This is a genomic window from Aquabacterium sp. NJ1 (assembly GCF_000768065.1).
Lineage (GTDB): Bacteria > Pseudomonadota > Gammaproteobacteria > Burkholderiales > Burkholderiaceae_C > Aquabacterium.
Window position 1 is genome coordinate 4,054,859 of the sequence record NZ_JRKM01000001.1, and the last position, 13,260, is coordinate 4,068,118.

Below are 13,260 nucleotides of genomic sequence, written 5' to 3' on the forward strand. Positions count from 1 at the left end.
CACCAGAAGGATTTGGATCATGGTTGAAAAGGCAGAGCTGGTCAGCAAAGTGCTGGTGCTCGAGGAATCGCAGGACTGCGCCTTGCGCATCAAGGCGTTCTGCGACGCAAACAATCTGGTTGGGGTGAAAGCTCATCTGGAAAACGTCATGGGCGTGTTGAAGTCCAATGTGGACCTCGGCGCTATCTTCCTGTGCGAAGGCTATGGCGGTGCCGATGGCGGCGTGACCCTGGCTCGCGAGATCCACGAGGTTCGCCCTGAATTGCCCGTCTTCCTGCGCCGCCAGGGCACGGACGATCTGGATGACATTCCCGAGCAGGATCGCAGCCTCTTCTGCCAGGCCTACTCGATCGACAACATCGACAAGCTGGGCCCGGTGGTCAACGAGACCATCTTCAGCCTGGTCTACCCGAACGCGCTGGTGCGAGGCATCACGGAGATCACCAAGGCCGCGCTGGAGAGCCAGTTCAAGGACATGGACGTCACGTCCGAGGCGCCCTACATCGTGCGGGACCGCATCATCTACGGCGAGCTGTTCACGCTGATCCCGCTGGAAAGCAACTGGTGCCGCGGCTACATGATGCTGCAGACCGAGGAGCAGCCGCTGGTGCGCTTTGTCGAATCCGGCAAGACCCACATCACGACCGATATGGTCAACTTCCGCGACATCAACCACGTGCTCGGCGAAGTGACCAACCTGGTCTGGGGCTCGTTCAAGAACCGCTTCATCGCCTACGAGCCCATCGAAGGGCGCGCTTCGCAGGTGCCAATCATCGTCAACCACCTGCACCGCTACATCTCGTTCGGTTCAGAGGACCCCCAGCTCTGCTTCAAGTACACGCTGTCTGACAAGAGTGGTGAGGGCCCCAATCTCGTTTTGTACCAACGCTTTGTCTTCAACCTGAGCTGGTCACCTGACAAGTTCAAGGAGAACGAAGCGCTGGTTGAAGATCTGTTTGACTCGGGTGAGCTGGAGCTCTTCTGATTGCTTTTTAGTGAGGTGAATAAACATGGCACAAGTTCTCGTCGTTGATGACTCCGCAACCGTTCGCAACGAAGTCGGTGATTTCCTGAAGAAAAACGGTCTGGACGTGATCACGGCCGTGGATGGTCGTGATGGCCTGGCCAAGCTCAAGGCGGACCCCCGCGTCAAGCTGGTGGTCAGTGACGTCAACATGCCCAATATGGATGGCCTGACCATGGCCGAGAAGATCCGTGGCGAGCTGGGCAATGCCTCGGTCAACATCATCATGCTGACCACGGAAAACACGCCCATCATGAAAGAGCGTGGCAAGGCCGCGGGCATCAAGGGCTGGATCGTCAAGCCCTTCAAGGGTGATGCGGTGATCGCCACCTTCAAGAAGCTGGCCGAGTAAGCCTTCAGGGCCTGTCAGGCCGCTTCAGGCCATGATGTTGATGCCGCCATCCACATAGACGGTCGAGCCCGTCAGGTGGCGTGCAAACGGGCTGGCCAGGTAGGCACAGGTCAGCCCGACATCCATCACGTCCACCATCTCGCCGATGGGGGCGGTGCTGACGGCATGCGCCAGCAGCACATCGAATTCTTTCAAGCCAGATGCCGCGCGTGTCTGGATCGGTCCGGGTGATATCGCATGCACCCGGATTTTTTTCGGCCCCAGCTCGTACGCCAGATACCGGCAGGCCGATTCGAGTGCGGCCTTCACGGGGCCCATCAGGTTGTAGTTGGGCACCACCTTGTTGGCGCCGTGGTAACTCATGGCGAACATGCAGCCACCTTCGGTCATGAGCGGCACTGCTTCGCGCGCCAGCCTCAGGAAGGAGTGGCAGGAGATGTCCATCGCCTTGGCGAAGCCCTCGGGTGAACTGTTGAGCAGGCCGCTCTGCAAGTCGGCTTTGGGTGCAAAGGCGATCGAGTGGACGAGCAGGTCGAGTCGGCCCCAGCGCGCCGTAATCTGGTCGAACAAGGCGCGAACCTGATCCGGCTGGGTGACGTCCAGGGGCATGAAGATATCGGCACCCAACTCCTGCGCCACGGGCTCTACAAAGGGCCGCGCCTTCTCGTTCTGGTAGGTGACGGCGACATCGGCGCCAAGCTGGCGAAAGGCCTTCGCGCAGCCATAGGCGATGGATGAATCGTTGGCGATGCCGACGATCAGGGCTTTTTTGCCGGCAAGCGCCTGGCCGGTGAGGTTGGGGGCGTCCATGCATGCATTCTGCGGCGCCGCTGTGAACCTGGCTTGATGGGCAACAAAAAACCCGCTGGGCTTGCGCCTGAGCGGGTTTCTCATCTGGCAGGCGAGCCTGCCGGAAAACAGCGCTGAATTACTTCAGCTTGATTTCCTTGTAGGCGACGTGCTTGCGTGCCTTGGGGTCGAACTTCATGAATTCCAGCTTTTCGGGCGTGGTCTTCTTGTTCTTGGTGGTGGTGTAGAAGTGGCCGGTACCCGCAGTGGATTCCAGCTTGATCTTTTCGCGTCCGCCTTTAGCAGCCATGAGTCTCTCCTAATTACAGTTCGCCGCGGGCGCGCAGGTCGGTGATGACCTGGTCGATGCCCACTTTGTCGATCAGACGCAGAGCGGCGGCGCTGATGCGCAGGCGCACCCAGCGGTTTTCGCTCTCGACCCAGAAACGACGGTACTGCAGGTTGGGCAGGAAACGACGCTTGGTCTTGTTGTTTGCGTGGGAAACATTGTTTCCGACCATCGGGCCCTTGCCCGTGACTTGACAGACGCGTGCCATGACGCTTCTCCGTTCACATTAAAAGCGCTGATTGCGCTGGTGTTGCGGTCTTGGTGCTCAGAGCAGGGCCCTGTCTACTCATTGCTGAGTTGCCTGGGATGATCCTGGTAAGCACCCTTCCGGAAGCAGTTGGCGGCCCTGCTAAGGCCTTGCCAGCCCTGTTAAAGGCCACCCACTCCGGGACGAATTTCGGCAAAACCGAGATTATAGCCAGATTCTTGGCGCTTGGCAAAGTCTCTGGCTGGTTTTGCTTTAGTTGGCCGCTTATTTGTCCAGGAAACGCTGGGCATCCAGGGCCGCCATGCAGCCTGTGCCGGCGCTGGTGATGGCCTGGCGGTAGACGTGGTCCTGCACGTCGCCTGCGGCAAACACGCCTGGCACGCTGGTCTGGGTGGCAAAACCTTCGTTGCCGCCCTTGGTGATGATGTAGCCGTCCTTCATCTCCAGCTGGCCCTTGAAGATGTCGGTGTTGGGCTGGTGGCCAATCGCAATGAAGCAGCCTTGCAGCTTGACTTCCTTGGTCGCGCCGTCGTTGACGTTCTTCATGCGCACGCCGGTCACGCCCGACTGGTCGCCGAGAACCTCGTCCAGCACATTGAACAGGTGCAGCTCGATCTTGCCGGCGGCGACCTTTTCATGCAGCTTGTCGATCATGATCGGCTCGGCGCGGAACTTGTCGCGGCGGTGGATCAGGTGCACCTTGCTGGCGATGTTCGACAGGTACAGCGCTTCCTCGACGGCCGTGTTGCCGCCGCCCACCACGCAGACCTCCTGGTCACGGTAGAAGAAACCGTCGCAGGTGGCGCAGCCGCTCACGCCGCGGCCCATGAAGGCCTCTTCGGAGGGCAGGCCCAGGTATTTGGCCGAGGCACCCGTGGCAATGATCAGGGCATCGGTGGTGTAGGTGCCGGCGTCGCCCTTGAGCGTGAAGGGCCGCTTGGACAAATCCACCTCGTTGATGTGGTCAAACACCATATTGGTGTTGAAGCGTTCAGCATGTTGCAAGAAACGCTGCATCAGGTCCGGGCCCTGGACGCCATGCACATCGGCGGGCCAGTTGTCCACCTCGGTGGTGGTCATCAGCTGGCCGCCCTGAGCCATGCCGGTCACCAGGGTGGGCTTGAGGTTGGCGCGAGCGGCGTAGATGGCGGCGGTGTAGCCGGCGGGGCCCGAGCCCAGGATCAGGACGTTGCTGTGTTGTGCGGCGCTCATGGCGGTCTTTCTGTCTGGTGATTTCGTAGTGCGAAGCTTAGCCGGTGCGGAACTGTGCGGTTTTCACGGCGCTCTTTTGCCCTTGAGGGGGCAGTGTCGCTGCATAAAGTGCTCAATATTTCCGAACCCCTGCCGAAAATTGTAGAGACAGGTTGTTTGTCACACACCGCACAGGTGAAAAGTCTCACCTGAATTCATGTTTTCTTGACAGGCCCATCCCGTCTGCACAAAGAGGAGCTGCCATGGCCATGTTGTCCAATCTCGATCTGATCCGGCGCGTACCGCTGTTCTCGATGCTCACTCAGGCGCAGGCCGAGTCGATCGCCGAGGGCGTGGTCAAGCGTCGCTACCGTCGCGGCGAGCTGATCGTCGAGCGCGGTCGCAAGACAAATTCCCTGTTCATCCTGCTGACGGGCCGTGCCCGCGTGGTGGCCTCTGACGAACGTGGCCGCGAGGTCATCCTGGCCGTGCTGGAAGCCGGGGACTACCTGGGCGAGATGAGCCTGATCGACAACGAGCCCCATTCGGCCACCGTCCGCGCCGAAGTGCAGACCGATGTGCTGGTGCTGGGCCGTGCCGAATTCGCCCGCTGCCTGCCCGAGAATTCCTCGCTGTCCTACGCCATCCTGCGTGGCCTGGTGCAGCGCCTGCGCAATGCCGACCGCCAGATCGAATCCCTGGCCCTGCTGGACGTGTACGGCCGCGTGGCCCGCGCTCTGCTGGACATGGCCGACGAAGACGCTGGTGAGAAGGTCATCCGCGGCAAGGTGTCGCGCCAGGACCTGGCCAAGCACGTGGGCGCCTCGCGCGAGATGGTGTCGCGTGTGATGAAGGATCTGGAAGAACGTGGCCTGATCGAGACCCAGGACACCGGCAGTGTGGTGCTCAAGGACCGTCTGGCCGCCACAGCCTGATTTGCTCGGCAGTTTCTCTGTGTAAACGCCTCTCGCGGCTCTCGCGAGGGGCGTTTTTCATGGGCGAAATTCCCCCACAATGCGGGCATGACATTTCCCCTGGGTTCTCTCCGTTCCGAAGGTGCTGCGCCAGCCAAGGGCAGCGATCGCAGCAGGGCCGAGCCGGCTGCCGGCGTGCGTGTCAGTGGCCGTTTGCACCGTGTGCCGGCTGCGCCGGTGGTCGAGCCTTCACCGCCCGTTGAAAACACCTTGCGCTTCCAGGCCGGGCTGCTGCTGGGCAGCGTGTTCTGGGTGCTGGCCTTGCTGGCCATGCTCAGCCACAACCGGCTGGACCCCGCCTTCACGACCTCCGGCCAGCATCTGGAGCCGAGCAACTGGGTGGGGCATCTGGGCGCCTATGGCTCTGATCTGATGCAGTTCCTGTTTGGCCAGTCGGCCTGGTGGTTGCTGCTGGTGGGGCTGCGTGTGCTGCTGGGCGGCCTGGCGCGTTGGCTGCGCAGAGACTCGGCCGTGAGTGTCACCATGGGTGCCAACCCTGCACCCATCGAACATATGCATGAGTTTGCGCCCTGGCGTCTGTGGCTGGGCGTGATCCTGTTGATGTCGGCCAGCTGCGCGCTGGAGTGGACGCGGCTGTATCGCCATGAGCTGAGTCTCGCGGGCGAGCACGCCGGCGGCATCCTCGGTTTGACGCTGGGGCAGCTCAGCAGCAAGTGGCTGGGCTTCAATGGTTCGGGTGTGCTGTGGATCGCCTTGCTGGTGGCCGGTAGCTCCATGGCCTTGAAGTTCTCCTGGCTGGATCTGGCCGAGCGCATTGGCGCCCAGGTGGATCGCCTGCGCGAGACCCGCGAAACCAAGCGCGAAGTGGCACAGGACATCCGCATCGGCGAGAAGGCCGCCATCGAACGCGAGCGTGTCGTCGAAGAAGTGCGTCATGAACTACCGGCCGAGCCCATCCCGCTGATCATCGAGCAGCCCGTGGTCGAGGTGCCCAAGTCCGAGCGCGTGGTCAAGGAGAAGCAAAAGCCCTTGTTCGCCGAAATGGGCGATAACAAGTTGCCGCAAATCGACCTGCTGGACAGCGCACCGGGCCGCATGGAGACCATCACCTCGGAAACGCTGGAGATGACCTCGCGCCTGATCGAGAAGAAGCTCAAGGACTTTGGCGTGGAGGTGCGCGTGGTCGCGGCCTCGCCGGGCCCTGTCATCACGCGCTACGAGATCGAACCCGCTACCGGTGTGAAGGGCTCGCAGATCGTCAACCTGGCCAAGGACCTGGCGCGTTCGCTGTCGCTGGTGTCGATCCGCGTGGTCGAGACCATCCCCGGCAAGAACCTGATGGCACTGGAGCTGCCCAACGCCAAGCGCCAGATGATCCGCCTGACCGAGATCCTGGGCTCGCAGGTCTACCACGAGGCCCAGTCCATGCTGACCATCGGCCTGGGCAAGGACATCGTGGGCGCGCCTGTGGTGGCCGACCTGGCCAAGATGCCGCACTGCCTGGTGGCGGGTACCACCGGTTCGGGTAAATCGGTGGGCATCAACGCGACGATTCTGTCGCTGCTCTACAAGGCCGAAGCGCGCGATGTGCGCCTGATCCTGATCGACCCGAAGATGCTGGAAATGAGCGTCTACGAAGGCATTCCGCACCTGCTGTGCCCGGTTGTGACCGACATGAAGCTGGCCGGCAATGCGTTGAACTGGGCCGTGGGCGAGATGGAACGCCGCTACAAGCTCATGTCCAAGATGGGTGTGCGCAACCTGGCCGGCTACAACAAGAAGATGGATGACGCCAAGGCGCGTGGCGAGCTGATCCCCAACCCCTTCAGCCTCACGCCGGACGAACCCGAGCCGTTGGATCGCCTGCCGCATGTCGTCATCGTGATCGACGAACTGGCCGACCTGATGATGGTGGTGGGCAAGAAGATCGAAGAGCTGATCGCGCGCCTGGCCCAGAAGGCCCGTGCGGCCGGCATCCATTTGATCCTGGCCACGCAGCGCCCCTCGGTGGACGTGATCACCGGCCTGATCAAGGCCAACATCCCCACGCGCATTTCCTTCCAGGTCAGCAGCAAGATCGACAGCCGCACCATCCTCGACCAAATGGGCGCCGAGGCGCTGCTGGGCCAGGGTGACATGCTGTATCTGCCATCCGGCACGGGCCTGCCGGTGCGTGTGCACGGCGCCTTTGTGAGCGACGAAGAAGTGCACCGCGTGGTCGAGTACCTCAAGTCGCAGGGCGAGCCCAACTACATCGAAGGTATCCTGGAAGGCGGCACGCTGAGCGACGAAGGCAGCAACCTGGATGGTTCGCCATCAGGTGGCGGCGACGGCGAGCAGGACCCGATGTACGACAACGCCGTGTCGGTCGTGTTGCAGCACCGCAAGGCCTCGATCTCGCTGGTGCAGCGCCACCTGCGCATCGGCTACAACCGCGCGGCACGCCTGCTGGAGCAGATGGAGAAGTCGGGCCTGGTGTCGGCGATGTCCACCAATGGCAACCGCGAGATCATCACGCCCGCACGAGGCGGGGAGGGCGGCGCGACCGCGGCCCCATGGGATGCTTGATCCCCTCAGGAAGAACACGAACATGAAGATGAAATCAAGTGGGCGCCTGATGGTGTCTGGCGCTTTGGCTGGCTTGCTGCTGAGCGCTGCGGGCATGGCCCATGCTGATGCCGTGGCCACCCTGCGCGCCTTCGTCAAGGACGTGAAAACGGGCCGGGCCAGCTTCACGCAGACCGTGACCTCGCCCGATGGCAAGAAGACGCGCAAGTCCACCGGCACGCTGGAATTCCAGCGTCCGAACAAATTTCGTTTTGCTTATGCGGGGCCGACCGAGCAACTCATCGTGGGTGATGGCAAGCAGGTCTGGTTGTATGACACGGACCTCAATCAGGTCACCGTGCGCCCCATGAACGACACGATCGGGGCCTCGCCCGCCGCCTTGCTGGCAGGTGGGTCGCTGGACAAGGACTTCACCCTGAGCAACGTGGCTGCTGGCTCGTCGAGTGCGGCGGCCGCGACCTCGACGCCTTCACAGGCAACGTCAACTCTTGAATGGGTGCAGGCCTTGCCGCGCCACAAAGAGGGGCAGTTCCAGTCCGTGCGTGTTGGCTTCAACACGAAAAATGGCCAATTGGCCGCCCTGGAAATCCTGGACAGCTTTGGCCAACGCTCACGGCTGGACTTTGCGCAATTCGAGTCCAAGGTGGCCTTGCCGGCCACCCGGTTTCAATTCACACCGCCCAAGGGGGCGGATGTGCTGAATCAACCTTGATGCTGCGCGGCGTGCCGCAAGGCAGCGCTGCGAGCAGGTTGATCCTGGATCTGTTTGTGCCGGACGCCACTGTGGATGACAGCGGGTGCGCCACGTGTTCTTCCCGATTTATCTGGTGTTCAGGCCCATACGCTGTGGGTCTGAAAACTTTCTTCTACTGAGTGACCTCAGGCTCAGGCACCTGAGGTCCGCCGAGGCGATCAGCCTTCGCGCTTGCCGAAGCCGGGGCGCTTGCCGCCAAAGCCAGGCTTGGGGCCGGACTTGAAGCCAGGCTTGCCGCCAAAAGGTTTGCCACCGAAGCCAGGCTTGTCACCGAAGGACTTGCCACCCGATTTGTCGCCGAAGGACTTGCCGGCAGGCTTGCCGAACGGACGGTCACCTTGGGGACGATCGCCAAAAGCGGGGCGGTCACCAAACGGGCGATCACCGCGCGGACGGTCGCCAAAAGCAGGGCGATCGCCACCAAAGGCAGGACGGTCACCACGTGGGCGATCACCGAACGAGGGGCGGTCACCGAAAGCCGGACGGTCGCCGCCGAAAGGCTTGCGGTCGCCACGGTCGGCGTTGAAGCCACCCTTGTTGAAGCCGCCACGATCGCCGCCAAAACCACCACGATCACCACCGAAACCGCCGCGGTCACCGCCACGCTCTTCGTTGTTGAAACGAGGGGCGCGGTCGCCACCGAAATCACCACGCGGTGCGCCACCGAAACCGCCTTCGCGCTTGCCGCCGAACGCAGGACGGTCGCCACCAAAGCCACCACGGTCACCGCCGCGGTCATTGAAGCCGCCACGGTCACCAAAACCGCCTTCGCGGTTGGCGCCAAAGCGCGGTGCGCCACGGTCTTCACGGTTGCGGTGACCAGGCATGGGCTTGCCGGTACGCGGGCCACGGCTGTCGCCGCCAGACTTCATCTTGGGCTCCAGGCCTTCGATGACGGATTCAGGGATGCGCTGCGTGGTGAAGCGCTCGATGCGGCGCATCATGCCGATGTCACGACGCTCGCACAGGGTCACAGCCAGGCCGCTGCGGCCAGCACGACCCGTGCGGCCAATGCGGTGCACGTAGTCTTCAGCCTTCATGGGCATGCCGTAGTTGATCACGTGGGTGATCGTGGGCACGTCGATGCCGCGGGCAGCCACGTCGGTGGCAACCAGCACGCGCAACTGGCGCATGCGCAGGCCTTGCAGCACGCGGTTGCGGCGGCCTTGCGGCATGCCACCGTGCAGGGCGGCCACAGCGTGACCAGCATCAGCCAGACGATCAGCCAGGATGTCGGCATCGCGCTGGGTGCTGGTGAAGATCACGGCCTGGTCGACATCCTTGGAGGTCAGCAGGTGGTCCAGCAGGTCATTCTTGTGCGACAGCGAGTCGGCCAGGTGCAGGCGCTGCTCGATGTTGTCGTGGCTGTCGGTGTGCGAAGACACTTCAATCTGGATCGCATCACGTGTCAGGCGCTGCGCCAGCTGGCCAACGTGACCAGCAAAGGTCGCGCTGAACATCATGGTCTGGCGGTTTTCGGGTGTCTGCTGGGCGATGGCCTCGATGTCATCGATGAAGCCCATGTCCAGCATGCGGTCGGCTTCGTCCAGGATCAGCACTTCCAGGTTGGACAGCACGCAAGCGCCGGTACCCAGGTGGTCGAGCAGACGGCCAGGGGTGGCGATCAGCACGTCCAGCGGGCCACGCAGGGCCTTGAGCTGGGCTGCGTAAGGCACACCACCCACGATCGTGGCTACACGCAGGCCTTGCATGTGGCGGCCGTAGGTGTCGGCAGCCTTGGCCACCTGCATGGCCAGTTCACGTGTCGGTGCCAGGACCAGGACGCGAGGACCGTAGGTCTTGCCCTTTTCGCGGCGCTTGGTGTTGTCGCCGCGGGCGGCGATGATGCGCTCCAGCGAAGGCAGCATGAAGGCGGCGGTCTTGCCGCTACCGGTGCTGGAGGCCACGCGCAGGTCGGCACCCTTCATGGCGGCGGGGATGGCTTCGATCTGAACCGACGTCGGCTGGGTATAGCCCGAGTCGGCCAGCGAGCGGCACAGCATGGGGTTCAGCCCCAGGTCTTCGAAACGGGGGCCTTGGGCGGCGGCTTCCACGCCTTCTTCTGCACCAGCTTCGTCGGCTTCTTCGCCGAACTCTTCGGCCTGCAGGCGGCGCGCCAGAGCATCAATCAAGGAAGCGCTGTGGGCGTCGACGCGCGACTCGTCCAGGGATGCTTCGATCTGATCGTTCTGGGGCAATTGATTTTCTTGTGACATAACTTCTTTCAAGCAAGACAAAGCGCTGCCACTTGCCAGTAAAAGGCAAGCAACAAAGCGCCACGGCCAGGCGTTGACAACAGTCAGACGGCCTGAGCCAAGGTGGAGTCGCTATGGATTCGTGTCCGTACTTCGTGGCGGTTGCACTCGGCGATAAAACGCGCGACGCAAAAGGAGCCCACGGTGAGTCGGTTGATAAGCGACGGCATCGCCGCCAACCGGAACTCAAGACACGCTCATGGTCGGCACCCGACGCGTTGTTGGCACTGCGAACAGGCAACTTGCGTTGTGACGACCCGGCTTGAAAAAGGTCAGAGGGGATGAACTTAGTTCTCTGTGCTGCAGCCCAAAACACTTGTTCTGGCCTTTGCAACTCAGCGAAGTAGGGGATTATCCCATGATGTTGCGGATTTGTCCAGCCCCTCTGTGGGAGTCAGCTTATTTCCGGCGGATCAGGGAGAGCTCGATAGTCTGGTGGCGGCCGCGCAGGGCGACATCCAGCGCAATGGGCACCAGCACGAGGCAGAGGATGGAAAGAGTCAACATGGGGCACCTCAGCTTTCTTCTTGAGCGGTTCTGTGGAGGGCCGACCTGAACAAGCGCCGGATGTGAATGGACAGCATGCGCCCGTGTCGTGATCTGCAAATCAGTAGTAACCTTCATCAAACCGTCATATTTCGATGCGCTGTGGTGCCTGGAAAACGGCAGGCGAGAGGGCTGCGACAATCACCCTATGTCCGACCTGTTCAAACTGGAGCCGGCGCCTCCGCTGGCAGAGGCCCTCCGGCCGCACCAACTGTCCGATGTGATCGGGCAGACTCACCTGTTGGGCGAGGGCAAGCCCCTGCGGCTGGCCTTCCAGTCAGGCAAGCCGCACTCGATGATTCTGTGGGGGCCACCGGGGGTGGGCAAGACCACGCTGGCCAGGTTGACGGCGCAGTCTTTCGACTGTGAGTTCATCGCGCTGTCGGCGGTGTTCTCGGGCGTCAAGGACATCCGTGCGGCGATGGAGCAGGCCGAGCAGAACCTGGCGCGAGGCAAGCACACGATCCTGTTTGTCGATGAAATCCACCGCTTCAACAAGTCGCAGCAGGATGCGCTGCTGCCTTATGCCGAATCCGGCCTGGTGACTTTCATCGGCGCGACCACGGAGAACCCCTCTTTCGAGGTCAACTCGGCCTTGTTGTCGCGGGCACAGGTCTATGTGCTCAAGTCGCTGACCGAGGATGAGCTCAAGCAGCTGCTGGCACGCGCGCAGGCCAAGGCCTTGTCGCACCTGCAGTTTGATGACTTGGCCGTGGACACGCTGGTGGGCTATGCCGATGGGGATGCCCGGCGCTTCCTGAATCTGCTGGAGCAGTGCAACACGGCGGCGGGCGCGGCCGGCATCACGCGCATTGATGCCGCGTTCATTGAAAACGCCTTGACGCTCAATGCCCGTCGTTTCGACAAGGGTGGCGACAACTTCTACGACCAGATATCGGCGCTGCACAAGTCCGTTCGCGGCTCCAGCCCTGATGGGGCGCTGTACTGGTTGTGCCGCATGCTGGATGGCGGGGCTGACCCGCGTTACCTGGCGCGGCGTATCGTGCGCATGGCCTGGGAGGATATTGGCCTGGCAGACCCGCGCGCCATGCAGATTGCCAATGATGCAGCCGCTACCTACGAGCGCCTGGGCTCGCCAGAAGGTGAGCTGGCACTGGCGCAGGCCGTGATCTACCTGGCGGTGGCGGCCAAGAGCAATGCGGGTTACATGGCCTACAACCAGGCCAGGGCCTTCGTGAAGCAGGACAAGTCACGTGAGGTGCCCGTGCACCTGCGCAATGCGCCAACCAAGCTGATGAAGGAACTGGGCTACGGCCACGAGTACCGTTACGCCCATGATGAGCCGCATGCTTATGCCGCTGGCGAAACCTATTTGCCGGACGGCATCAAGGCCCCGCAGTGGTACCAGCCCGTGCCGCGCGGCCTGGAGGCCAAGATCGCCGAGAAGATGGCCTTCCTGCGCAAGCTGGATGACGAGGCCAGCTAAGTAGCCGGATCATTGCCACCGAGCCTGAAGGTCAGGGCAGCGTGATGGTGATGTTGGCCACCTGCGGCGCCAGTTGCACGATGTGATGGTGCTCGCCCAGTGCGCGCTTGGTCTGCTCGGTCAGCTGCCAGCGCAGGCCCAGGAAGCCGAGCAGGGCCATCAGGCCGAACACCGAGCCCATGACCCACAAGGGGACCTCGTTCTTGAGCTGGTTCTGAATGCGATCAGGCGCAGACCAGTGCGGTGCAAAGCCGGCGCCGTGGCCCTTCATGCGGGCGATTTCGTCACCCAGGCGGGCGCTGAGGTAGCCCAGTTTCTCGGAACCTTCGAGCAGGTACTTGCCCTGAAAGCCCAGCAGCAGGCACATGTGGAAGACCTCCAGTGCTTGCACGCGGGGCGCACCCTGGCGGCGCAGGTCTTCCAGCTTTTCAAAGAACTGTTCGCCGGCCAGTTGCTCGCCAAAGAACTGCAACTGCAGCGGCAGGCGCTGCCAGGACTCGCGGGCCTTGAAGCCTGACATCAGCACGGCTTCGTCCACCGTGGCACAGAAGGCGTATTTGCAGGCGTAGATGTCTTCGGCGGGGGCTTGCAAGCGCGCCGCACCGCGTTCGAATGCGGTCAGGAACTGCTTGATGCGGTCACGAAAGACCTCGGCATCCATCGGTGCATGTTTGCCCTTGAGCAGGAATAGCAGATAGAAGCCGTCGTACATCAGGTCCAGCAGGGATGAGGCTTCCTTGTTGACAAGGGGCTGGCGCTGCGTGCCGCCCTGGCGCGGCGAGGTGTCCTGATCGGCGAACAGGCGGGGGGCTTGAGAGGGGCTCATGGTCGTGCGGGATGGG

The 13,260-nt window shown here is 62.4% G+C and carries 12 protein-coding genes; 6 read left to right on the plus strand and 6 right to left on the minus strand.

All coding sequences use genetic code 11. The features are described 5' to 3' along the window. Positions 1–19: 19 nt before the first annotated feature. Entirely contained in the window at positions 20–985 is a 966-nt protein-coding gene (locus JY96_RS17380; protein WP_035039428.1) for a chemotaxis protein CheX, read from the plus strand. Between the two features lie 25 nt (positions 986–1,010). Then, positions 1,011–1,376, plus strand: a complete 366-nt coding sequence (locus tag JY96_RS17385; protein WP_035039430.1) for a response regulator — start codon at positions 1,011–1,013, stop codon at positions 1,374–1,376. 24 nt (positions 1,377–1,400) lie between these two features. On the opposite strand, the gene fabI is transcribed toward JY96_RS17385, so the two are convergent. From fabI to trxB, 4 genes are all read right to left on the minus strand, one after another. Then, positions 1,401–2,186, minus strand: a complete 786-nt coding sequence (gene fabI, locus JY96_RS17390; RefSeq protein WP_035039432.1) for an enoyl-ACP reductase FabI — start codon at positions 2,184–2,186, stop codon at positions 1,401–1,403. A gap of 118 nt (positions 2,187–2,304) precedes the next feature. Then, entirely contained in the window at positions 2,305–2,475 is a 171-nt protein-coding gene (gene rpmG, locus JY96_RS17395; RefSeq protein WP_035039434.1) for a 50S ribosomal protein L33, read from the minus strand. Between the two features lie 13 nt (positions 2,476–2,488). Further along, on the minus strand, positions 2,489–2,722 hold the full coding sequence (gene rpmB / locus JY96_RS17400; RefSeq protein ID WP_035039436.1) for a 50S ribosomal protein L28: 234 nt from the start codon (positions 2,720–2,722) through the stop codon (positions 2,489–2,491). Between the two features lie 264 nt (positions 2,723–2,986). Further along, positions 2,987–3,934, minus strand: coding sequence for a thioredoxin-disulfide reductase (gene trxB, locus JY96_RS17405; protein ID WP_035039439.1), 948 nt, complete (start codon positions 3,932–3,934; stop codon positions 2,987–2,989). Positions 3,935–4,176: 242 nt separating this feature from the next. Between trxB and JY96_RS17410 the strand changes: the two genes are divergently transcribed. The 3 genes from JY96_RS17410 to lolA all read left to right on the plus strand — a co-directional run bounded on the left by JY96_RS17410 (position 4,177) and on the right by lolA (position 8,128). Continuing rightward, on the plus strand, positions 4,177–4,848 hold the full coding sequence (locus JY96_RS17410; RefSeq protein WP_035039440.1) for a Crp/Fnr family transcriptional regulator: 672 nt from the start codon (positions 4,177–4,179) through the stop codon (positions 4,846–4,848). Between the two features lie 87 nt (positions 4,849–4,935). After that, a complete protein-coding gene (locus JY96_RS17415; protein WP_035039442.1) occupies positions 4,936–7,416 on the plus strand; it encodes a DNA translocase FtsK in 2,481 nt (826 codons plus the stop codon). A 28-nt stretch (positions 7,417–7,444) separates the two neighbouring features. After that, complete coding sequence (gene lolA / locus JY96_RS17420; protein WP_152606667.1) at positions 7,445–8,128, plus strand: outer membrane lipoprotein chaperone LolA; 684 nt, start codon at positions 7,445–7,447, stop codon at positions 8,126–8,128. Between the two features lie 200 nt (positions 8,129–8,328). Here lolA and JY96_RS17425 read toward each other — a convergent pair whose 3' ends face one another. After that, positions 8,329–10,173, minus strand: a complete 1,845-nt coding sequence (locus JY96_RS17425; protein WP_035043472.1) for a DEAD/DEAH box helicase — start codon at positions 10,171–10,173, stop codon at positions 8,329–8,331. Positions 10,174–11,119: 946 nt separating this feature from the next. On the opposite strand from JY96_RS17425, the gene JY96_RS17430 reads away from it, so the two are divergent. Beyond that, positions 11,120–12,418 (plus strand): replication-associated recombination protein A, encoded by a 1,299-nt coding sequence (locus tag JY96_RS17430; protein ID WP_035039444.1) that lies wholly within the window; start codon positions 11,120–11,122, stop codon positions 12,416–12,418. A gap of 31 nt (positions 12,419–12,449) precedes the next feature. On the opposite strand, the gene icmH is transcribed toward JY96_RS17430, so the two are convergent. Next, on the minus strand, positions 12,450–13,244 hold the full coding sequence (gene icmH / locus JY96_RS17435; RefSeq protein ID WP_035039446.1) for a type IVB secretion system protein IcmH/DotU: 795 nt from the start codon (positions 13,242–13,244) through the stop codon (positions 12,450–12,452). Positions 13,245–13,260: the final 16 nt, after the last annotated feature.